Annotated in this window: 20 protein-coding genes and 1 pseudogene; 16 read left to right on the top strand and 5 right to left on the bottom strand. The window is 42.9% G+C overall.

Annotated features, from left to right (window positions below; translation table 11 throughout):
• Positions 1-224 precede the first annotated feature (224 nt).
• The 3 genes from HWQ37_RS17080 to HWQ37_RS17070 all read left to right on the top strand — a co-directional run bounded on the left by HWQ37_RS17080 (position 225) and on the right by HWQ37_RS17070 (position 3,619).
• A complete protein-coding gene (locus HWQ37_RS17080) occupies positions 225-1,532 on the top strand; it encodes an HlyD family efflux transporter periplasmic adaptor subunit (RefSeq protein ID WP_292748939.1) in 1,308 nt (435 codons plus the stop codon).
• A complete protein-coding gene (gene devC, locus HWQ37_RS17075; RefSeq protein ID WP_292748937.1) occupies positions 1,529-2,704 on the top strand; it encodes an ABC transporter permease DevC in 1,176 nt (391 codons plus the stop codon). Before HWQ37_RS17080 ends, devC (HWQ37_RS17075) begins: the two co-directional genes overlap by 4 nt.
• A gap of 216 nt (positions 2,705-2,920) precedes the next feature.
• Entirely contained in the window at positions 2,921-3,619 is a 699-nt protein-coding gene (locus tag HWQ37_RS17070; protein ID WP_292748935.1) for a DevA family ABC transporter ATP-binding protein, read from the top strand.
• On the opposite strand, the gene HWQ37_RS17065 is transcribed toward HWQ37_RS17070, so the two are convergent.
• Positions 3,616-4,365 carry an alpha/beta fold hydrolase gene (locus HWQ37_RS17065; protein ID WP_292748933.1) on the bottom strand — a complete coding sequence of 250 codons (750 nt, stop codon included), beginning with the start codon at positions 4,363-4,365 and terminating at the stop codon, positions 3,616-3,618. The two genes, HWQ37_RS17070 and HWQ37_RS17065, sit on opposite strands and share 4 nt — an antisense overlap.
• A 565-nt stretch (positions 4,366-4,930) precedes the next feature.
• On the opposite strand from HWQ37_RS17065, the gene HWQ37_RS17060 reads away from it, so the two are divergent.
• The 5 genes and pseudogenes from HWQ37_RS17060 (at position 4,931) to HWQ37_RS17040 (ending at position 10,409) form a co-directional block, all read left to right on the top strand.
• Positions 4,931-6,130, top strand: a complete 1,200-nt coding sequence (locus HWQ37_RS17060) for an ABC exporter membrane fusion protein (protein WP_292748931.1) — start codon at positions 4,931-4,933, stop codon at positions 6,128-6,130.
• Between the two features lie 91 nt (positions 6,131-6,221).
• Positions 6,222-7,394, top strand: a complete 1,173-nt coding sequence (gene devC, locus HWQ37_RS17055; RefSeq protein WP_292748941.1) for an ABC transporter permease DevC — start codon at positions 6,222-6,224, stop codon at positions 7,392-7,394.
• A gap of 89 nt (positions 7,395-7,483) precedes the next feature.
• A pseudogene (locus HWQ37_RS17050) lies at positions 7,484-8,203 on the top strand (DevA family ABC transporter ATP-binding protein).
• A gap of 606 nt (positions 8,204-8,809) precedes the next feature.
• Positions 8,810-9,748, top strand: coding sequence for a M23 family metallopeptidase (locus HWQ37_RS17045; protein WP_292748929.1), 939 nt, complete (start codon positions 8,810-8,812; stop codon positions 9,746-9,748).
• A 121-nt stretch (positions 9,749-9,869) separates the two neighbouring features.
• Positions 9,870-10,409 (top strand): late competence development ComFB family protein, encoded by a 540-nt coding sequence (locus HWQ37_RS17040; protein WP_292748927.1) that lies wholly within the window; start codon positions 9,870-9,872, stop codon positions 10,407-10,409.
• Between the two features lie 90 nt (positions 10,410-10,499).
• Here the strand turns inward: HWQ37_RS17040 and HWQ37_RS17035 are convergent, their stop codons facing one another.
• On the bottom strand, positions 10,500-11,417 hold the full coding sequence (locus HWQ37_RS17035) for a L,D-transpeptidase (RefSeq protein ID WP_465249701.1): 918 nt from the start codon (positions 11,415-11,417) through the stop codon (positions 10,500-10,502).
• Between the two features lie 315 nt (positions 11,418-11,732).
• Here HWQ37_RS17035 and HWQ37_RS17030 point away from each other — a divergent pair, with 315 nt between their 5' ends.
• From HWQ37_RS17030 to HWQ37_RS17020, 3 genes are all read left to right on the top strand, one after another.
• Positions 11,733-11,885 (top strand): hypothetical protein, encoded by a 153-nt coding sequence (locus tag HWQ37_RS17030; protein ID WP_292748922.1) that lies wholly within the window; start codon positions 11,733-11,735, stop codon positions 11,883-11,885.
• A gap of 365 nt (positions 11,886-12,250) precedes the next feature.
• Positions 12,251-12,907, top strand: coding sequence for a sigma-70 family RNA polymerase sigma factor (locus HWQ37_RS17025; RefSeq protein WP_181928358.1), 657 nt, complete (start codon positions 12,251-12,253; stop codon positions 12,905-12,907).
• 157 nt (positions 12,908-13,064) lie between these two features.
• The gene (locus tag HWQ37_RS17020) at positions 13,065-13,679 is read left to right on the top strand and encodes an anti-sigma factor family protein (protein ID WP_292748919.1); all 615 of its coding nucleotides are present in this window, start codon (positions 13,065-13,067) and stop codon (positions 13,677-13,679) included.
• Positions 13,680-13,695: 16 nt separating this feature from the next.
• On the opposite strand, the gene HWQ37_RS17015 is transcribed toward HWQ37_RS17020, so the two are convergent.
• Positions 13,696-14,151 carry a gamma-glutamylcyclotransferase family protein gene (locus HWQ37_RS17015; RefSeq protein WP_292748917.1) on the bottom strand — a complete coding sequence of 152 codons (456 nt, stop codon included), beginning with the start codon at positions 14,149-14,151 and terminating at the stop codon, positions 13,696-13,698.
• A gap of 359 nt (positions 14,152-14,510) precedes the next feature.
• Here HWQ37_RS17015 and HWQ37_RS17010 point away from each other — a divergent pair, with 359 nt between their 5' ends.
• The gene (locus HWQ37_RS17010; RefSeq protein ID WP_292748915.1) at positions 14,511-14,873 is read left to right on the top strand and encodes a ribosomal maturation YjgA family protein; all 363 of its coding nucleotides are present in this window, start codon (positions 14,511-14,513) and stop codon (positions 14,871-14,873) included.
• A gap of 591 nt (positions 14,874-15,464) precedes the next feature.
• Here the strand turns inward: HWQ37_RS17010 and HWQ37_RS17005 are convergent.
• Both HWQ37_RS17005 and HWQ37_RS17000 read right to left on the bottom strand, forming a co-directional pair.
• Positions 15,465-15,764, bottom strand: a complete 300-nt coding sequence (locus HWQ37_RS17005; protein WP_292748913.1) for a ferredoxin — start codon at positions 15,762-15,764, stop codon at positions 15,465-15,467.
• A 103-nt stretch (positions 15,765-15,867) separates the two neighbouring features.
• Positions 15,868-16,722, bottom strand: coding sequence for a uroporphyrinogen-III synthase (locus tag HWQ37_RS17000; RefSeq protein ID WP_292748911.1), 855 nt, complete (start codon positions 16,720-16,722; stop codon positions 15,868-15,870).
• A 394-nt stretch (positions 16,723-17,116) separates the two neighbouring features.
• Here HWQ37_RS17000 and HWQ37_RS16995 point away from each other — a divergent pair, with 394 nt between their 5' ends.
• The 4 genes from HWQ37_RS16995 (at position 17,117) to HWQ37_RS16980 (ending at position 20,807) form a co-directional block, all read left to right on the top strand.
• Entirely contained in the window at positions 17,117-18,019 is a 903-nt protein-coding gene (locus tag HWQ37_RS16995) for a S1C family serine protease (protein WP_292748909.1), read from the top strand.
• A 35-nt stretch (positions 18,020-18,054) separates the two neighbouring features.
• Positions 18,055-18,894 carry a S1C family serine protease gene (locus HWQ37_RS16990; RefSeq protein WP_292748907.1) on the top strand — a complete coding sequence of 280 codons (840 nt, stop codon included), beginning with the start codon at positions 18,055-18,057 and terminating at the stop codon, positions 18,892-18,894.
• Entirely contained in the window at positions 18,891-19,523 is a 633-nt protein-coding gene (locus HWQ37_RS16985) for a response regulator transcription factor (protein WP_292748905.1), read from the top strand. Before HWQ37_RS16990 ends, HWQ37_RS16985 begins: the two co-directional genes overlap by 4 nt.
• A gap of 66 nt (positions 19,524-19,589) precedes the next feature.
• Positions 19,590-20,807 carry a glycosyltransferase family 4 protein gene (locus HWQ37_RS16980; RefSeq protein WP_292748903.1) on the top strand — a complete coding sequence of 406 codons (1,218 nt, stop codon included), beginning with the start codon at positions 19,590-19,592 and terminating at the stop codon, positions 20,805-20,807.
• Positions 20,808-21,080: the final 273 nt, after the last annotated feature.

Genomic DNA, 21,080 nt, shown 5'->3' with positions numbered 1-21,080 from the left:
AGGGAGACAAGGGGGACAAGGGAGACAAGGGGGACAAGGGAGACAAGGGGGACAAGGGAGACAAGGGGATAAACAAAACTCCTAACTCTTAACTCCTAACTCTTAACTCAGCACTCCTAACGCCCAATTCCCAATCTTCCTCTTGACTAAACTACTCAGTTTAGTTTAGCATAAGTTGAACTGAACAGTTTAGTACAAGTTGCTAACGGGGAAAGGTGAACACTATGGTGCAGAACTGGAAATTAGAGGATTTAAAGTCTCCCCAAAATCTTTTGCGATCGCCAACGACACTAGCAATAATTGCATCGCTAGCAATAGGTGGAGCTAGTGTTTATACGGTGCTAAAGTTTCAGGCTACCGCTAATGAAAAGCCAGTAGCGCCAGTAGCTGTTCAGCCAGTAATCAAAACAGTTACAGCATTGGGACGTTTAGAACCAAATGGAGAAGTGATAAAATTGTCTGCAACTTCTTCGACTGAGGGGAGTCTGCTTCAGAAACTATTGGTGAAAGAAGGCGATCGCGTCAAGGCTGGACAAGTAATTGCAATTATGGATAGCCGCGATCGCTTGCAAGCTAGTTTGGTGGAAGCCCAAAAACAAGTTCAAGTTGCCAAATCCAATGTTGACAAGGTAAAAGCGGGAGCAAAACAGGGAGAAATTGGCGCAAAACAAGCTGCTGTAAGCCGTCTACAAGTCGAATTAGAGGGAAATGTCAAAACTCAGCAAGCCACAATCGATCGCCTCGAAGCCGACTTACAAGGACAACGAGAGAGTTTACAAGCAACGGTGGATCGCGTCGCCGCCGAAAAGCGCAATGCTCAAGTAGAAGTCCAACGCTATGACGCTTTATATAAAGAAGGGGCAATTTCCAGTCAGCAAGCTGATCAAAAACGCTTGAGTGCAGAAACTTCTACTCAGCAAGTAATTGAAAACCAAGCCAATAAAACCAGAACCGTCGCTACTTTAGAACAGCAAATTAAAGAAGCCAAAGCGAACCGCAACCAAACCCTCGCTAGCTTGCAACAGCAGATTAACGAAGCCAAAGCCACCCTCAACCAAACGGCTGAAGTTCGTCCAACAGATATTGCCAACGCTCAAGCAGAGGTAGATAGCGCTCAAGCTACAGTAGCAAAAATTAAAGCGCAACTCGATCAGGCTTATGTCCGCGCACCCGAAGCGGGACAAATTCTGAAAATTAATACACGGGCTGGAGAAACCGTTTCTACTGACGGGATTGTAGAACTAGGGCGAACCGACCAGATGTATGCAGTTGCCGAAGTTTACCAAAGTGATATTAACAAAGTGCGATCGGGGCAAAAGGTAAAAGTAATTAGCGATTCCCTAGCCGGAGAATTGCAGGGAACCGTGGATTGGATTGGGATGCAGGTACAGCGACAAAATCTGATTAACAGCGATCCTTCTAGCAATATTGACGGCAGAGTAGTAGAAGTTCATGTGCGACTAGATGAAGCATCTACAACCAAAGCTGCCAAATTTACCAATCTGCAAGTAAAGGCAGTGATAGAACTATGATTGGATTTATTCAACAACTACGGCAACGAACCCCCCTGGGATGGTTGCAACTGAGTCATGAAAAAAGCCGTCTGTTAGTGGCATTGGGGGGTATTGCTTTTGCTGATGTTCTCATGTTCATGCAGCTAGGGTTTCAGACAGCCTTATTTGAAAGTAATACTAAATTGCACAACAGTATCCAGGCTGACATTTTCCTCGTTAGTCCTCAAGCCCGTAACTTGTTAAATGCGTCCACCTTTACACGGCGGCGGCTGTATCAGGCAATGGATGTACAAGGCGTGAAGTCAGCAGAACCCATGTATGTCAACATTGTTGATTGGAAAAATCCTCAAACACGTCAAAAGACATCTGTGCTAGTTATCGGGATCAATCCTGAAAAGCCAGCTTTCGCCTTACCGGATGTCAACAGCCAGATAGATCGAGTGAAGCTACCAGATACCCTGCTATTTGATAGCGCCTCTAGAGGAGATTATAAAGAAGCGATCGCTCAAGTTACAAAAGGAAAACCTGTGACGACTGAAATTGAGCGCCGAACTATTACTATTAGCGGCTTATTTTCAATTGGCGCTTCCTTTGCGGCTGATGGCAACCTAATAACCAGCGACCAGAATTTTTTGCGGCTATTTCCGAAACGAGAAGCAAGTAGTGTCAGTTTAGGTTTGGTGCAACTCGAACCAGGCTATGATGCAAAACAGATGAAAGCAGCTTTAGAATCTCATTTAAATGATGATGTTAAAGTTTTCACCAAAGCCGAATTTATCGAATTTGAAACAGATTATTGGAAAAAAAATACAGCCATCGGATTTATATTCAGCCTCGGTGTAGGAATGGGGTTTATGGTGGGCGTGATTATCGTCTATCAAGTACTTTCTACAGATGTGAATTCTCATATCAAAGAATACGCCACATTCAAAGCAATGGGGTATAACAATCTCTACTTATTGGGTGTGGTATTTGAAGAGGCGATTATTTTGGCAGTCTTGGGCTTTATTCCAGGAGCGATCGCACCTTTAGGACTTTATGCTTTAACTCGCAATGCCACCAATTTACCACTTTACATGACCGTAGCACGCGCCTTGACGGTATTAACACTGACTATGATTATGTGTATAATTTCTGGTGCGATCGCAACTCGGAAATTACAGTCTGCTGACCCCGCAGATATGTTTTAAAAATGGGCATTGGGCATTGGGCATAAAGATACTAATACCATTTCTTTGTGAGGCTGCGCCAAATTTTCTTTCTTTCTTTCTTTCTTTGTGTCCTTCTCTGACGAGACGCTCCGCGAATGCGCCCTTTGCGGTTCGTTCCTCATATAGTTTGGCGCATCTTCATGCAGAATTGGTATAACCCAATTTGCAATCTAAAATCTAAAATCTAAAATCGGTATGGCTTCTGTAATCTCTGTTAAAAATCTCGACCACTATTTTGGTCATGGTCAACTTCGCAAACAAGTTCTTTTTGATATCAACCTGGATATTAACGCTGGCGAAATTATTATTATGACTGGGCCTTCTGGTTCTGGTAAAACTACACTTCTCACCTTATCGGGTGGCTTGCGTTCTGCCCAATCTGGTAGTTTGCAGATATTGGGACAAGAACTTTGTGGCGCTAGTACAGCACAACTTACCCAGGTGCGACGGAATAACGGTTATATTTTCCAAGCGCACAACTTGCATGGCAGTCTAACAGTACTCCAAAACGTCAGAATGGGCTTGGAAGTGCATAATAATATTTCGCCGGCAGAAATGAAAACCCGGTCAGCCCAAATGTTAGAGGAAGTAGGATTAGGACACCGCCTCAATTATTATCCTGATGATTTATCTGGGGGACAAAAACAAAGAGTTGCGATCGCTCGTGCTTTAGTTGGTCATCCTAAAATTGTCTTAGCAGATGAACCCACCGCCGCCCTTGACAGTAAATCGGGACGAGATGTGGTCAACCTCATGCAAAAATTAGCTAAGGAACAAGATTGTACCATTCTTTTGGTTACTCATGACAACCGCATTTTAGATATAGCCGATCGCATCGTCTACATGGAAGATGGCAAGTTAGTAAATGACCGTGCTGCTGTCTCAGTAAATTAAGTAGCCATAACAGTTAATACTGAGGCAAGGTCAGCAGGATGAGATAAGTGCGGGCAATGTCCTCCAGGCAGTTCTATGGCATCAACTCCCAAGCGCTTACGTGCAGCGTAGCGTGACCATGTAGGAGAGATTGTCAGGTCATCAGTACAAACAATATATTTACACTCTACTTTTGGTAAAGCCTTCAGGGGATTGACTTCAAAAATATATGCCATAGATTGCTGCAAACGTCTTTTTGAGAATGCCCAACGCATTACATCTGGTTGACAATCTTGATAGAAAAATTCCATCAATACTGCTTCATCTGAAAAGTTTTTACCAGCCGAAACTGGATTAAACATATAAGGTTCATCATCGAATTCTTTGAGTTGATGTAACTCTTGTGATTCGTGATTTATTGATTTGAGGCTATCAGAATCGAGATGATGAGCAAATTGGTCAAGTGTACTAGTTCCTGGGTATGGAATAAGTGCAGAAACGAATACCAGTTGACGTACTTGATGGGCTTGGGCAACAAGGGGAATAATCGTACCAGCCATTGAGTGACCAACCAGCACAATATCATCATCAGTTTTTGGAAGCGCTTGTAATACGACATCTGCGAATTGCGATAAACTTGCAGATGCATCTTCAATTGGCAAATCCATTGCTACTGTTTTATGACCTTGCGCTTCTAAGTAAGGAATTAACAAATCCCAACACCAAGCGCCTTGGAAAGCGCCGTGAACTAAACAAAAAAGACTCATAGCAATTTTAGGTAAGTTTTTCAACTTTTGCTTATCTTCTACCTTACATTTTGCACCATGTCAACAAGCTTCACTGTTAGCTCACAAGAGGCCGCGTCGCATAAATTAAATGTTTATATATTCTCTTACCCGCTTGCGAAATGCTCTTAAAGCAAGCGTAGTTCCTGTTGTTTTTACTATTTCGATAAATTTTATCAAAACAGAATTCAGGAGTCAGGAGTCAGAATTCAGAATGGGCTAAACGCCCCGCTATCGCTAACAGGAGTCAAAATCAAGACGCTCTCTACAAGACGCATTTGCATTCTTGACACAAATATTTCTGTTTACTTACTTGATTTACATCTGATTGTTGGCGCTGTTACAACCCGTGATTTTGAAACCGTTTACTATACCTGAGTACTTTCACAAAATAAAGGTAGTTTGCTAGGAACAATTTCCAAATTATTTTATGGATTTTTAAGTGATAAATCAACAATAACCGACTCAATAAGTAGGAATTAGCAAACAAGTACGGAGAAAAGCCTAATCTGTTCTTTTTTCTGCGCCACTAGTTAAGAGGTAATCTATGGTGCGAAACTCAAAGCTAGGGTACAGAAAGTTCCCTAAGTTTATTCTGCGTCCATCCGTTGCTATAGGTGTAACTATATCTTTATTGGTTGGCGGAATAAGTTTTTATATAGTAAAACGCTGGCAAAATTATGCAAATCCAGAGGCACAAGTTACAGAAACACAATTGCCACAGTTAAAAACGGTAACAGCTTTAGGGCGACTCGAACCACAGGGAAAGGTAATTAAACTCTCAGCTGCGGTGTCTGCGGATGGAAGTCGGGTAGAAAAGTTGTTAGTGAAGGAGGGGGATAGGGTAAAGGCGGGACAATTGATTGCCATTTTGAACAGCCGCGATCGCCTCCAAGCATCATTAATAGAGGCGCAGGAACAAGTGAAAGTCGCCCAGGCAAACCTAAACCGCACCCAAGCAGGTGCTAAACGTGGTGAAATTGCCGCCCAAAAAGCTGCGATCGCTCGTCTAGAAGCCGAACGCCAAGGTGATATTAATGCCCAAGCCGCAACAATTGAGCGATTCCAAGCCGAAGTGCGTAACGCCCAAGCAGAAGACGAACGTTATCAGCAACTATATCAACAAGGCGCAATTTCCGCCTCGCAAAAGGATAGCAAGCGTTTAAACTTGGAAACCGCCCAAAAAAGCCTACAAGAAGCCCAGGCACAATTAAATCGTACCCAATCAACTAGTCAGCAACAAGTTAAACAAGCTACAGCAACACTTGATGAAATCGCCGAAGTGCGCGGAGTGGATGTAGAATCAGCCCAAGCAGAAGTCAATCGTGCCATAGCAGCCATGAATCTGGCAAAAGTCAATCTCGAACAAGCTGTAGTGCGATCGCCCCAAAATGGACAGGTATTTGAGATCCATACCCATCCTGGAGAATTAGTATCAAATGATGGTATTGCAGATATTGGACAAACCAGCCAGATGTATGTCATCGCCGAAGTCTACGAAAGTGATATCGGCAAAGTGCATTCAGGGCAGCAAGTGCGAATCTTTGGTGATAACCTCCCAATTGAATTGCAGGGAATCGTAGATCGTAAAGGCTTGCAAGTGCGACGACAGAATGTCATTAACACAGATCCTGTCAGCAATATCGACAACAGAGTAGTAGAAGTCCACATCCGACTAGATGAAGCTTCCAGCCAAAAAGCTGCCACCTTAACAAATATGCAAGTTAAGGCAGTAATTGAATTGTGAAATTTGTCATTAGTCATTTGTCATTAGTCATTTGTCAGAAATTATTATTCTCCCCTGCCCCCCTACCTCCCTCATCCCCCCACTTCTTATGATGGGATTAATTAAACAACTGCAACGGCGAACCCCTTTAGGATGGCTGCAACTGAATCATGAAAAAAGCCGTCTTTTAGTGGCATTATCAGGCATTGCCTTTGCGGATCTTTTGATGTTCATGCAGCTAGGCTTTCAAACTGCCCTGTATGACAGTAACACCAGACTACATCGCAGTTTGCAAGCAGACATTGTTTTAACCAGTCCCCAAGCCCGTAACTTGCCAAGCTTGTCTACATTTTCTCGGCGGCGACTTTACCAAGCAATGGATATACCAGGGGTGAAGTCAGCAGAACCAATGTATTTTAACAACACAATCTGGAAAAATCCCCAAACCCACCGTGAGACAGGGGTGTTAGTTATCGGTTTTAACCCAGACAAGCCAGCTTTTGACTTACCAGATGTTAACCAGCAATTGCAAGCGATCAAACTGCCCGATACCGTCTTATTCGATCGGGGTGCAAGAGGAGATTATCAAAAAGCGATCGCTCAAATTGACCAAGGTAAAACCCTAACTACCGAAATAGAACGGCGCACAATTACCATTAGTGGTTTATTCCAAGTCGGGGCTTCCTTTGGTTCTGATGGCAACCTAATTACCAGCGATCAGAACTTTTTGCGGCTATTTTCTGGGCGACAATCCAGCAGCATCAGTCTAGGTTTGATTCAGATCAAACCAGGCTATGACCCAAAAAAAGTAGCCGCAATGCTCAAAGCCTATCTCCGAGATGATGTCAAAGTATTAACCCACGCCGAATTTATTGAATTTGAAAATAATTTCTGGAGAACAAATTCCCCAATCGGGTTTATTTTCAGCCTGGGTGTATCAATGGGCTTTGTGGTAGGCGTGATCATCGTCTATCAAGTCCTTTCTACCGATGTTAATGCCCACGTTCGAGAATACGCCACCTTCAAAGCAATGGGATATCGCAATTACTACCTGCTAGGTGTGGTGCTTGAAGAATCCTTGATATTAGCAGCACTGGGCTTCTTCCCCGGATTGGGAGTATCCTTAGTGCTTTATCAGCTGACTCGCAGTGCGACAAATTTGCCCATGTACATGACTGCGATTCGGGCATTGCAGGTATTAATACTGACTATAATTATGTGTACAATTTCCGGTGCGATCGCTACCCGCAAACTTCAAGCCACAGACCCTGCTGATATGTTCTAAAAATTGTCATTTGTCATTGGTCATTGGTCATTTGCAAAGGACAAATGACCAATGACCAATGACGATCGTCACCAGTAATCGACCTATTTATGACTAGTCAATCTGTCATCTCTATTAAAAATCTCGACCACTACTTTGGTCATGGCTCACTCCGCAAGCAAGTTTTATGTAATATCAACTTAGAGATTAACGCCGGTGAAATTATTCTCATGACTGGGCCATCTGGTTCTGGAAAGACTACCTTGCTGACCTTAGTGGGTGGATTGCGTTCTACACAATCTGGTAGTCTGCGGGTGCTAGGACGAGAACTTTGTGGTGCGACTGCCCAACAACTAGTGCAAGCACGACGGCGTAACGGTTATATTTTCCAAGCACATAACTTGCATGGTAGTTTAACGGCACTCCAAAACGTCAAAATGGCTTTAGAATTGCACAAACATCTTGGGTTGAAAAAGATCCAAGCTAGGTCAGCCCAGATGTTAGAGCAGGTAGGATTAGGAAATCATTTACATTACTATCCTGATAAACTGTCTGGGGGACAAAAACAAAGAGTAGCGTAGGCGTAGCCCGCCGTAGGCATCGCTCGTGCTTTAGTCAGTCATCCTCAAATAATCCTCGCGGATGAACCCACCGCCGCCCTTGACAGTCAATCGGGACGAGATGTAGTCAATCTCATGCAAAAACTGGCGAAAGAACAAGGCTGTACCATCTTGATGGTTACTCATGACAACCGCATCCTAGACATTGGCGATCGCATCCTTCAGATGGAAGATGGCAAAATCAAGTCAAAAGTAATACTATCAGCCTAAAGTTAATTAGCGTATTCCATCATTCAGAGTTGATTTATAAAGTAAATCTTAACTTTGGCATGGCAGACTCACATTTATGCTTTAATAGCATAGTTTTTGCCAACTAAAGCGCTATTCCCGGATTTCTCACCAAATTTATGAAACCCAAGTCGAGAGGCTGTAGGGGCGGGTTCACAAATATGCTTCAATCATTCACGAATATCTCGTGAACCCGCCCCTACCGTTTTGTGAGAAATGCGGGTATTATCAGCAAATTTTAAAATATTACCTAGTTTAAGTAATTTCCCCATACCGATTTCAACCTAACAATGTGATATTAGTGTCCAGTTGAAAAAGTGTCCAGTTGATTCCCAGATTTCCTTCAAGTATTATTTATGTAATCACAGTTAAATTTTATGCTCATTGCCAATGTCATACACCTTGGTTATTAGAGCTAAGACCAATTTCCTAAAATTACAGATAAAATGATTCACCCTTGCAATCCATAAGTACCTGGAGAATTTCCGAAAATTTATGGTTGTCAACAACATCGGCTTCAAGCAGGAAACACTAGCGATAATAAGCTAATCTATTTTCCAATACAAGCAAGGGATTTTTTGTGGTTCTATGATTATTGAGAATAGCGCTAGTAGTTCAAACAAAAAACTGCTCGGTTTTGATGTCAAAAATTTGACAGCCGATTGTCGTGCAATAAATGTATTAAAGGGAATATTTGCTGTTCTCCCGATCGCCTTGGCATTACCTGTAGATGCTTTGCAAGTAAAGGTGATTCCAACTAATCCTAAATTAGGGGATACACTATCGGTGGAGATTAATCTAGATAATCCAGAGAATCGTACTACAAATCCAACAGTAGCCAGTGGTAAGAATACATACCCAGCCTTTGAAATTGCACCCAATCAGTATCGAGCTTTTGTTCCCACAACTCCATTAGAAAAAGCTGGAACTAGAACACTCCGGGTTGCAGGGGATGGTCAAGTACAAAACTTGGCAGTGAATGTGCTTAATCGCAAATTCCCCGTACAACGCATTACTTTGCCACCTGGCAAAGCCGGAGTGGATGCCACAGAGTATGAACTGAAGCGCGTGGCAGCTTTTAAGGCGCTACAAACACCAGAAAAGTATTGGAGTGGAGTATTCCTGAAGCCAAATGCAGGGCGAATGAGTACAAACTATGGTGTACGTCGCTACTATAATGGTACATTTGCAAAGGACTACTATCATCGTGGTCTTGACTACGCTGGTGCTGCCGGTTCGCCGGTAATTGCCCCAGCCTCTGGGCGAGTTGCTTTGGTAGGTAGGGTATCCCAAGGGTTTCGGATACACGGTAACGTCGTTGGCATTGACCACGGCCAAGGAGTAACCAGTATTTTCATGCACCTGAGTCGTATTAACGTTAAAGAAGGTGATTTTGTGAAAGCTGGACAGCTAATTGGTGCAGTAGGTTCAACAGGTGCTGCCACGGGGCCGCATTTGCACTGGGGTTTATATGTCAACGGACAATCTGTCGATCCAACACCTTGGCGAACTAAGGTCGTTAACTAGTAGAGGCAGAATTAATCTTGTCTTTGCGTAATTTGTGTATTTTTTGCTGAGAATTAGGCAAAATCAATTGGATTGATACCGTCCCTACCTTGCTTGGCCAACATAAATGATGATAAGCGTTATGAGTATCGAAAAAATTGTAGAACAAGCTCTCCAGGATGGTTATTTGACACCAGCAATGGAAGCAGAAGTCGGTAGAATCTGTGATAATGCCTCGGAACTCTCAATTGAAGAGTATATGGCGTTGGATCGGCTGATGGGTGCGCTATTGACTGGTGAGGTAGTGGCGGTACCTCGCAAACAATTCATTAACGTTATGGAAGAATTGGTGCTGACAGAAGCGATCGCACGAGTCGCAGAAATTGAAGCCACCAGCGAAAGTTCTCTAGACGTTGGGGATATTGCCGCTTACGCTCTCAACCGCCTACCACCTTTGTATGCGACTACAGAAGAAGGTGCTAACTTCCAGCGCCAAACGGCTCAGGCACAACTGCAAGACTTAATTTCTCAGCAAATAAGTGAAGCAATTAACCGTTACCTCGATCGACCCAATTTCTTCCCAGAACGTCAGGCTTTGGGCAAAAATACTGGCAATGAGATTGTAAGCCAAGTTCATGCTTTACTCAAGGCTTATGCCCCTAACTTTGAGCAAAAATTGTAATTTTAAGAGTCATTAGTCATTAGTCATTGGTCATTGGTCATTTGTTTTAGATAAAGGATAAAGGACAAAAGACTAATGACTCTTAACTAATTAATCACGCACTAACACTTTTGTCCCTAAACTCACTTGCTCATATAACAATCTGACATCAGAATTACGCATTCTCAGGCAGCCGTGGGATACAGCCGTTCCTACCAGGTCAATATCTGGTGTGCCATGAAAGCCAATTTCATTCCGTCCATCTGACCAAAAACCAATCCATCGATCTCCCAAGGGACTATCTGTACCAGCCTGAAATACTTTGCCAGTAATGGGATGCCGCCAAATTGGATAGTGTCTCATGTGGATCACCTGGAAAGAACCTGTGGGCGTTTCCCAACCTTTCTTACCGACAGCAATCGGGTAGCTGGCTATCACCTCATCTCCAGCGTATACATAAGTGCGGCGATCGCTTAAATCAACTACCACTTGTGTCTGGACATTTGCCAGTCTATTAGATGGTACTTGTTGAGCTGAAGCTTGAGACCACAGACCTTTTGGCCAACTATCCGCAACTGGATTTTGTCTTTCTACTTGCGCCACCAGCCGCGTCTGAGTTGGTAGGTCGCTTACTTGAGCGACATTATTCTTAATAGTTTTGGGCTGAATTTGAGGCTTAATGGTAGAAGGCTTGAGTGTAGAAGCCCTACGAGTATTTGTTTTGGCTAGATTCTTCTTAATTATTTTTGATTTAGATTTAATAGCAGAGGACTTTGGTGTAAACGCCCCCTGGACATTTGAGCCTTGGGTCACTTCATCAGGTGGCACAGATCCACCCAGGGCAATTTCGCCCAAACTCACTGGGGAAAGATTCTTGTAAACTCCCTCTGGCCGGCTTCCCTTAACATTGGTTCGGGTAGAATCTCGCCGCATCGAAGTAGATGCAGATTTCTCATACTGCCCTTGGGCCGTACTAATGCGCCAATGGACAGCTAAGGATAAAAATGCTGTGCCAAAACAAAGCAGCATTACCATACGCCCTACAGATTCGTTTCTTACCATTGCCATCGCCTATTGTTTATCCCTGACACATCCAGCCGAGCATTGGGATGAGTTCATCATCCGATTATCAAAAATTTATCAATACTTATCATTTCTGCTGTAAATCTGCCAACACCTCTGGGCAAACTAAGACTATGCGAATTGCTCCAGCCGTAAAATTCCCACAAGTGAGCAACCTCATTCTTCAAAAGTTCTGAGGGTCGTAAGCCTCTCCTCGGACTTTTTGGTAGAACTCTTGAAATGTAGCAATCAATCATTAATGGTGTAGGTGGATGAAAAACCATGTTTGAAAAACTATTGCTAGCGGTAACAATTACATTTTCCCTGAATTTATTTTTTCAAGTTCGCGTACCAGAGCAACATAACTCTAGTGCTGCTTTCAGTCCACAGCCAGAACAATCAGCAACTATTCTGGTAACGAAATCAAAAAATTAAATCACCATCTTAGCAACCATAGCAACCCAACTTCCAGAAATTATTACCCGAATTTTAAAGGTATTAAGAAGTTAGAATCACAAAGTTTTATCTTCATTCTTATAGCTAAATTTAATTATCTCGATCAAGCGTATATACCCAGTTGCTAAAAGTACTAAAGTGTGCATAGTGCTGCGCCTTTGTTAGTTGATGGGTCTTGGGCAACTATGGGAGCAGTATAAGGAAAAGTGGCTCTCTTTATTGCTATAAATGTATCCAAAATTGTATGCTTCAGTGTTCCAGTCATAAATCCGTCACCTGAGCATGGAACTTCTACCCCATTAGCAGGTCTAATAGATAGGGATGATTTAGAGCCAGTACGATCTATGAGTCAGTCGATTACTGTATCCTGGTCAACGGTTGATGCAAAGTACCCAGAAGCATCAGTGCAAGTTGACAAACTCCCTAACCACGATTTAATTTTGCGCTGTCAAGCCGGACTGCGACCAGATCGTGTTGCCTTTGCAGAACTATTACGCCGTTATCAAAGTCAAGTCGATCGAGTTTTATACCACCTAGCTCCAGATTGGGCTGACAGAGCCGATTTAGCTCAAGAAGTTTGGATTCGAGTGTATCGGAATATTAACCGATTACAAGAACCCGCCAAATTTCGGGGCTGGTTAAGTCGCATTGCCACCAACTTGTTTTACGACGAGTTACGGAAACGCAAGCGGGTTATGAGTCCTTTGTCACTGGATGCTCCTCGTTCCTTAGAAGACGGCGAGATGGATTGGGAAATCGCCGGCGATACCCCAGGCCCTGAAGAAGAACTGACAACTAGAGAATTTTACGAGCAATTGCGGGAAGCGATCGCGGATTTACCGGAAGTCTTTCGTACTACCATTGTCCTCAGAGAAATCGAAGGCATGGCTTATGAAGAAATTGCCGAAATCACTGGAGTTTCTCTAGGAACTGTCAAGTCAAGAATAGCCAGAGCTAGATCGAGACTGCAAGCCCACTTGCAGAATTATCTAGACTCCTAATTTACATTATCTTGCCTCTGCCCAATGGCAGAATTTAAGCATAGATTAAGAATTACTAGAAAGACGTAGATTGTTTCTGCCTTTAGGAGGAAAATTGGCTAATTTTCCCGAAATTCCCGCCCAGTTTACCCGTGTATGAATTGGTAATAATGTTAAGATGACTACTGATTCTCAGTTTTACGACCGTTCTCCTTTGCAACTTGCTCAAGATTTGTCAGATGGAATGGCCAAGCATACCAATGAATCAACGGGTCTTATAGATATGGTGAAGCGCGATCGCTTCGAGTTATTGAGTGCTTATCTCGATGGTGAAGTCACAGCCACCGAACGCAAGCAAGTAGAAGAATGGCTGGCAAATGATGCCTCAGTTCAATGCTTATATGCCCGACTGTTAAAACTGCGCCAAGGCTTGCGGACGCTCCCAGTGCCAGCAACCCAACAATCGCCAGAAGTAACAGTTCAGCAAGTTTTGACACGTTTGCACCGCCGCTCCCGTTTAAACTGGATGGCGGGAGGTGCTGCTGTTGCTGCTTGTGTAATCGGTGCAGTATCTAGCTTAGTCGGTGGTGGTTCGATGGTACAGCAACTGGCACAACGACCACAAAGAGAACCAATACAAACGTCCTCAGCGTCTATAGTTCCCCCTTCCCCTCTGATGGTGGGACTAAATAACCCGGTAATTGAAATTCCGAAAGCAGCAGTAGCCTCTCCAGAAAATTCAATTTATCGGGTACAGCCGCAACAGCACGACCCCAAGCAAGACATAAACTAATCGCAAAGTTAACAGTTTACAGATTGTAACTGTACTTTGGGGTTAAACCACAGCCGCTCCACCAGCCCCCAGGTTGGAGGAAGCCCCCTAATTGCTCAACTTGCTCTAAAGTCATTAAATAAACCCAAGCCCAACTATAAGAGAGCGACTGTGGCTCATAAACCTCGATAATTTGCCGATTATAGAGGTTTTCTGATGCTTGTCTATTGGGCTGGTAATTTTCCAGCACATCTAACTCATTTAAAATATTGGGGTTGGAAAAAGAGAGTAAATATCCGTGAACTTGGTCATCCCCTAGCGTCATCGCTGGGTAGCCCATTGGTAGAGCAAACAATTTACCTTTTACAAAAGCTGTTTTGACATCTACTATTTTGCCAGCACAGTATCTTTTATAATTAGCTTCACCTGGCTTAAGTGTGCCGTAGACAAAAACCCGCACTAAATCAGAAAATTTTATATTTGATTCGGTCATCGCCTATTTTAAGCATCTGCCTTAACTTCACACCAATGGCTTTTCGGCCCACCCCACAAGATTGGATAATTTATTTGTTGGAAGTCCCTTAAGGCTAGCAGTCTTTGTCAAAGTCATTTTATTTTACGTAGACGCATTCGCGGAGCGTCTCGGAGAGAAGCGGCTTCCCGCAGAGTACCGCAGAAAAGCCTGTGCGCCCTTGCGGTTCGGTTCCCTGACTTGTTCGCGCAGCGTCTCCGACAGGAGAAGCAACTGGCGCGACACAGAGTAAAGAAAGAGAAGGAAAAAATTGCTTAACTGAACTGTATTGATCTATAGGTTATAGTCAAACAGTTATTTTTTGAGCGCTCTTGATTGTCATGTTTATCTTTAACAGAAAATACTTTTACTTTACACTGATACTATTTTTAATAGAGGTATGTATTGCTGTTTTTGTAAATGATAGTTTCATTCGTCCTTTTATCGGTGATATTTTAGTAGTTATACTACTTTATTGCTTTATCAAAGCTTTTTGGAATATAAATTCATCTATCGTCGCTTTATCAGTTTTTGCATTTTCTTGTACTATCGAAATTCTTCAATATTTTAATTTTGTAAATAATTTAGGGTTGCAAAAATATAAGATTCTGGCTGTTGCCTTGGGAAGTGTATTTGATTGGAAGGATATCATTGCTTATGTAATAGGCATTATAACAGTCCTATGGTTGGAAAATAGAAGATGATTATTTAGAATGGGTGCTTAGGGTAAGCCTTGTTTAGTTCGGTGGCAAGCATAACATAATTTTATAGTAATTTGAAAAAAGAATGCAAAATATAGATAATACACCTCTCTAACCGTTCCCAAAGGATCGGAGAGTGTGTGTCAGGGCGAGTGGGGTTATCTGTTGTAAACATTTTTTAAATTGTTATTAAATCTTGCTAACATAAACGGCAGCGATCGCAATTTAACTAGTTCCGTGGGTTTAAGTCCCTCGGTTCAAAAATCACGCAAGTTTTGTGTTGGGTTAACTCCCCAGACGCTCTCTACGAGACGCTAAAAGCGAACGAAGACTCGCTATTATAAAACTTAATTACAAATTACGAACTTGTAGCGAAGTATTACGAATTACGTTAGCGTAGCGGTAGCGAGTCCTCGAGCGTCATTACGAATTATTTTCACACCTTTTTGAGGGTAACGCATAGAATGCAGGGCTGTTGCCGCCAGCAAGGGAGGCGGCAAGCAGCCTAATGAGTAGCATTTTCAGCCAGAGAAAGGAGATTAAAAAAGGGTTTGGGTTTAAGTTGACACCAATACCCTTAACCCTCATCCGCTCTTAACCGTTAAGTGCTTCCTCTTGATGGGTTTGGATAGTGCAATCAGAAGTGGCATAAGCAACGCAGGTGAGAACCCATCCCTCGTCAATTTGATCGTTGTCTAGGAAGTTCTGATCGTCTTGGTTAACTGTACCTGAAATCAGTTTGCCGGTGCAGGTAGAGCAAGAACCAGCGTTACAGGAATAGGGCAAATCCAGATGATATTCTTCGTTTGCGACCTCTAGAATGTACTCATCATCAGGAACATCAATTACTTGTTCGCCTTCTGGGGTCTTTAATGTAACTTTGTAAGTTGCCATGTAAAAAATCCTAACTCAATATAAACTCCATTTTCGATACTACGGGTTTATGTGCAGCTAGTCTAGAGTGAAATTTAGTTGATTATTCTATATCTTGAGACGCTTACTTTGAATTGGAAGTAAGAGTAAAAAATGCTGCGATCGCTTCAGCAAATCCCTCAAATGAGCTATAATCTCTAGACACGATAGAGACAGTCATACCCAACTTTTGAGCATTAGCAGTTGTATAAGGGCCAAAACAAGCAACAACACAATGTTCATAATCGTTTTGGGAGTTGGCCATTGTCAAAAAGCTTTCGATTTCTGCTGTGCTACTAAAGGCAATTACATCAATAATTCCTTCACGCATCAGGTTTAATTCCATACTGTAGATAATTTTGTCTAAACCCTGCGTAATATATGTGGGTACGCGAGTTACTTCTATGCCCAATTGTTGCAAATCCGTAATCAAATTGGGAACAACATCGGGTTCAGGCAAACCTACAACTTCTGGAGCCGGGATCAGCACTTTTTTTTCGTGAATTTGCGGAAGTTTGGCTAATTCAGCCACAATTCCGGCTGGACTAGATTCTATTGGAATTAAATCTACCTTGTTACAAAAAGACAATAAGCTTTCTGCATCTTTTCCTAAAGCACATAAGTGACATTTTTGCACTACAGATATAGGAATATTCAAATCATTTATGCGGTGAAAAAATGCAGCAATTCCGTTTCTACTTGTGAACACAATCCAATCAAATTGGTCTATATGGGCTAAAGCGGCATCTAACTTAGTGTAGTTTGATAAATAGCAAGTTTCGATAGTAGGCATAAGAACAGGTAAACCACCTTTTTTGATGATTTGTTCGGATAATCTATAGGCATAATTTCTTGGTGCTGTAACTAAAATTCTCTTGCCATAGAGAGGTAATTCTCTAGATGGAGTCAGCAGGTTGATTTTTTTTGATTCGGTGTGCATTTATGAAAATAGAATTCAGCAATTTTTTTTTACGTAGACGCTTCTCTACGAGACGCTACGCGAACGGCTTCCCGCAGGGTACCGCAGAGGCGCAGAGGACGCAGAGAAAAGAAAGAGAAGGATAAAAAACTGCTTAACTGAATTGTATTGAGCTTAATAAGACTTTCCTCGTTCCCAGTCTCCGACTGGGAATGCATTCATTGAGTCTCTGACTCAAGCATATTGGAATATAGCGGTTCTCGCTTGAGTGAAGGACAAGAATTCAGCAATGCCAAAAAGCTGATGTGAATCCTAGCCATTTTTCTAGGATGAATTACTCCCCATTTTTCCGATGTCACCTGTGTTGAGAAAACGGCACGATATGAACATCTAAGAACGTTTGCACAAAAATCTTATGTCTTCATTACTGGCTTTATCCAACAGTTTAGCTGACACCGTAGAACAAGCTGGAGGTGCTGTCGTTTCAGTAAATGGGGGTACTCGTGTTTCCCCAAGCGGCATTCATTGGCGTAATGGCATCATTGTTACCTCTGATGAGTCCCTTCAGCGCTATGACGACATCACCATTACCTTATCAAGTGGTAGCACTGCACCAGTAACACTCATCGGTCATGACTCTAGCACCGATATAGCTGTTTTTAAACTAGAAAATGTTGAAATACCTGTGGCAAAAGTTGGCGATGCCAAAACGCTTAAAGTTGGTCATCTGGTGTTAGGACTGGCAAGAGGTAGCGAAGGTGACTTAAGGGCGGCGATGGGTGCAGTCAGTGTGGTTAGCGGTACTTGGCGCAGTATGAATGGCGGCAATATCGACCAATTCATCCGCCCAGACATCACCCTATACTCTGGCTTTGCAGGTGGGCCGCTTGTAGATGCTGCTGGTTTTGTGGTAGGCATGAATACATCGGGGCGGCGTGGTACTGCTTTGACTATCCCCACTGCTACAGTCGATCGCGTGGTTGACCAATTAGTAGCAAAAGGACGCATTTCTAAGGGTTACTTGGGTGTGGGAATGCAACCTGTACGCTTACCAAAAAACCTGAAAACTGCTCTCAATTTAAGTTCGGCAACTGGGGTAATTGTTGTCAATGTTGAGGCTGCGGGGCCGGCTGAAAATGCAGGTGTGCTGCTTGGGGATGTTTTGGTAGCGTTCGATGGCGTAACTGTGGGTGATACAGGTGATGTGTTGGCGCTGCTTAATAGTAGCGATCGCATTGGTAAAACTGTCAACTTGCAAGTTGTCCGGGGTGGAGTGTTGATTGATTTAGCGATCGCAGTTGGGGAAAGAGCTTTTTAATTCGTAATTGGTAATTCGTAATTTGGAATTTGGAGATGATGGGAAATACGATATTAACTAACATCGCTGCTGAATTAACAGAGGTAGCGGCTAAACTACGCGATCGCACCGTCAAAGTAAAAAGTGGCTCTTTGGGAGTCGGTTCTGGTGTCATTTGGCAGACTGATGGATTAATTATCACTAATGCTCATGTTGCAACCAGCAACCGCGCAACTGTGGAATTGGCAGATGGAAGGGTATTTGATGCAGTGCGTACCCAATTCGATCCACAGCAGGATTTAGCAGCCCTGAAAATTGTCGCCACTGATTTAACTGCTGCAACCATTGGCAATTCTGAAGCGCTACGAGTGGGTGAATTAGTCTTGGCGGTGGGTAATCCCTTTGCTGACAGTGGTGCTGTGACAACTGGAATTATCTATGCAAATAATCCACGAGCCGTTATGGCCGATTTGCAACTGTATCCTGGTAATTCTGGGGGGCCGCTTGCCGATTGTCAAGGTCTTGTTGTGGGAATTAACACGATGATTGTTAATGGTTTGGCTGTGGCAGTTCCCAGTAACACCGTTGAGCGTTTTTTACAAAGAAATAGTCGTCCGCAACTGGGAGTCACACTGCAACCTGTGCTTTTAAGTAGGCGTAGCTTGGGTTTATTAGTCTTGTCAATTTTACCTGACAGTGCGGCGGAAACTGCTGGTGTGCAAATTGGCGATGTTTTAATTGGAGTTTCGGGGCGATCATTCACTACTGCGAATGATTTAACTAAATATCTTTATGAAAGTAAAGGATCTGTGCCGCTACAAATCTTACGCGGTAGACAGCAATTCGTGATTTATGTTGCCGTGCAGTCTGATAAAACTGCTGTGGAGGCGACATGATTCGGGTAATGGTAGTTGCTACTTCCCCTGTGGTGCGGGCAGGGTTATCAACTGTAGTAACAACCAATCCTCGGTTGACGGTTGTGGGGAGTGCATCTGATTTGGATGTATTGGCGAGGGAAGTTGGGCAATTACAACCAGATGTGGTACTGGTAGATTTGAGCGGTAATTTTCAACAAGCGGTATGGGAAAAATTGCTGGTTATTCAAGAACAGCAATATCCGTTAGGAATGATTGTCATTGTTGAAGAACTCGACAGCATCGACTTAGAGACGGCATTACGTTCTGGTATCCGGGGAATATTGCCCAGTAGTAGCACAGAGTCAGAAATTGTTGCGGCTGTGGAAGCGATCGCCTTTGGTTTACTGGTGCTGCACCCGGATGCTGTAGAATTACTGTCTATCCGCGAAAAAATTGTAACGAATCCTGTACAAACCTTGACACCACGGGAAATAGAGGTTTTAGGAATGCTGGGGTCAGGGTTGGGAAATAAAGCGATCGCTAAACGTTTACATATTTCTGAGCATACGGTTAAATTCCATCTCTCATCCATTTTTCAAAAGCTCAGTGTCTCCAGCCGCACCGAGGCTGTTGCTGTGGGTGTGCGACTGGGTTTAATTATGCTTTGATCGAATGATGACATACAACCTCTAATCAGGTCATGGTGTATGTATCACATTTGAGCGATCGCTTGTATGAACATTTTAATGCTATCTTCCACCTTTCCTTACCCACCAACACGCGGAGGAACCCAAGTTAGGACATTTAATTTACTTAAGTACTTAAGTCAACGTCATACTGTCACCCTCGTAACTCAACGCGAGGGTGATGTTACAGACGCAGAAATAGCAGGATTACGCGATTGTGTGGATCGTCTCGCTATTTTTGAACGCCCGCCAGATTCTCAAACCACCGGAATATTTCAGAAAATACAGCGATTTGGGAGATTTTTGCAACAGGGAACACCGCCAAGCGTACTTAACCGCTACTCAGTTGAGATGCAAACATGGATTGATAACTGGGTGGAAGCGGGGAAATGCGATGTAATTACCTGCGAACATAGCGTCAATGAAATTTATGTGCAGCCGCATTTTCAGAAACAGCTAAAAACCATAGTTAATGTTCATAGTTCTGTTTACGCTACCTGTCGAAACCAATTAGCAATAGGCATTTCGGAAAATTCACTCAGAGATAAAATTAATCTGCCACTTTTGCGTCGTTATGAGCAAAACTACTGCGCTAAATTTTCGGCAATTGTTGCAACCACAGAAGAAGATAAAATTCAACTACAAGAATTTAACCCCAATAGCGAAATTGCAGTTATTCCCAATGGTGTAGATTTAGTTTCTTTCCCCAACCGCACCACCGATCCAGCAGGACACCGCTTAATTTTTATTGGTGCAATGGATAATTTAGCAAATATTGATGCTGTCTGCTTTTTCAGCAGCGAAGTTTTGCCAGAAATTCAAAAATTATATCCAGATACAACTTTTGATATTGTCGGTTCGCATCCGGTAGCAGAAGTTTTAGCACTCGATAAAAAATCAGGAATTAATGTAATTGGGCGTGTACCTTCGATGGTAGAATATTTACATAAATCTACAATCTGCGTTGTCCCGATGCGGACTGGGTTTGGGATTAAAAATAAAACTTTAGAAGCAATGGCAGCCGGTATACCTGTAGTAGCTAGCGATCGCGGCTTAGAAGGATTAGCTGTAGATGTTGCTAGTCATCCATTACGGGCATTACGAGCCAATAAACCAGCAGAGTACGTCACCGCTATTAGTCAACTATTCGATCGTCCACATCTGCGTTCACAATTATCTGACAACGGCAGACAACTGGTAGAAACAGAATTCACTTGGGATATTGCTGGTAAAAGCTATGAACAAGTTTGTCTTGCGAAAGAGTAATACTAATTCGTAATTAGTACACAGATTAAAAATGCTTGTCCTCAAAAACATCTCACCACTAACTTCTAGGAGTGCAACCCAACATATATCAGGATGTTGGGTTACGCAAAGCCTCCACCCAACCTACAATTTTTTTGCAACATTAAAGCCATGACAGTCTATTACAAGACTACCGAGATTTTTTCAGAAATCAAATATGATTCCTATATAATTTCTAATTGTTCTTTCTTGTCTATTTGGGATAAATCTGTGTAGAAACGTTGCAATGCAACG

It is taken from the genome of Nostoc sp. NMS4 (assembly GCF_017115095.1).
GTDB lineage: Bacteria > Cyanobacteriota > Cyanobacteriia > Cyanobacteriales > Nostocaceae > Nostoc.
This window is presented reverse-complemented; position numbering and strand designations above follow the sequence as displayed.

Excerpts from the sequence above, each read along its gene's own strand:
- HWQ37_RS17080 (WP_292748939.1), top strand. The coding sequence starts at position 225 with ATGGTGCAGAACTGGAAATTAGAGGATTTAAAGTCTCCCCAAAATCTT.
- devC (WP_292748937.1), top strand. The coding sequence starts at position 1,529 with ATGATTGGATTTATTCAACAACTACGGCAACGAACCCCCCTGGGATGG.
- HWQ37_RS17070 (WP_292748935.1), top strand. The coding sequence starts at position 2,921 with ATGGCTTCTGTAATCTCTGTTAAAAATCTCGACCACTATTTTGGTCAT.
- HWQ37_RS17065 (WP_292748933.1), bottom strand. The coding sequence starts at position 4,365 with ATGAGTCTTTTTTGTTTAGTTCACGGCGCTTTCCAAGGCGCTTGGTGT.
- HWQ37_RS17060 (WP_292748931.1), top strand. The coding sequence starts at position 4,931 with ATGGTGCGAAACTCAAAGCTAGGGTACAGAAAGTTCCCTAAGTTTATT.
- devC (WP_292748941.1), top strand. The coding sequence starts at position 6,222 with ATGGGATTAATTAAACAACTGCAACGGCGAACCCCTTTAGGATGGCTG.
- HWQ37_RS17045 (WP_292748929.1), top strand. The coding sequence starts at position 8,810 with ATGATTATTGAGAATAGCGCTAGTAGTTCAAACAAAAAACTGCTCGGT.
- HWQ37_RS17040 (WP_292748927.1), top strand. The coding sequence starts at position 9,870 with ATGAGTATCGAAAAAATTGTAGAACAAGCTCTCCAGGATGGTTATTTG.
- HWQ37_RS17035 (WP_465249701.1), bottom strand. The coding sequence starts at position 11,417 with ATGCTGCTTTGTTTTGGCACAGCATTTTTATCCTTAGCTGTCCATTGG.
- HWQ37_RS17030 (WP_292748922.1), top strand. The coding sequence starts at position 11,733 with ATGTTTGAAAAACTATTGCTAGCGGTAACAATTACATTTTCCCTGAAT.
- HWQ37_RS17025 (WP_181928358.1), top strand. The coding sequence starts at position 12,251 with ATGAGTCAGTCGATTACTGTATCCTGGTCAACGGTTGATGCAAAGTAC.
- HWQ37_RS17020 (WP_292748919.1), top strand. The coding sequence starts at position 13,065 with ATGACTACTGATTCTCAGTTTTACGACCGTTCTCCTTTGCAACTTGCT.
- HWQ37_RS17015 (WP_292748917.1), bottom strand. The coding sequence starts at position 14,151 with ATGACCGAATCAAATATAAAATTTTCTGATTTAGTGCGGGTTTTTGTC.
- HWQ37_RS17010 (WP_292748915.1), top strand. The coding sequence starts at position 14,511 with ATGTTTATCTTTAACAGAAAATACTTTTACTTTACACTGATACTATTT.
- HWQ37_RS17005 (WP_292748913.1), bottom strand. The coding sequence starts at position 15,764 with ATGGCAACTTACAAAGTTACATTAAAGACCCCAGAAGGCGAACAAGTA.
- HWQ37_RS17000 (WP_292748911.1), bottom strand. The coding sequence starts at position 16,722 with ATGCACACCGAATCAAAAAAAATCAACCTGCTGACTCCATCTAGAGAA.
- HWQ37_RS16995 (WP_292748909.1), top strand. The coding sequence starts at position 17,117 with ATGTCTTCATTACTGGCTTTATCCAACAGTTTAGCTGACACCGTAGAA.
- HWQ37_RS16990 (WP_292748907.1), top strand. The coding sequence starts at position 18,055 with ATGATGGGAAATACGATATTAACTAACATCGCTGCTGAATTAACAGAG.
- HWQ37_RS16985 (WP_292748905.1), top strand. The coding sequence starts at position 18,891 with ATGATTCGGGTAATGGTAGTTGCTACTTCCCCTGTGGTGCGGGCAGGG.
- HWQ37_RS16980 (WP_292748903.1), top strand. The coding sequence starts at position 19,590 with ATGAACATTTTAATGCTATCTTCCACCTTTCCTTACCCACCAACACGC.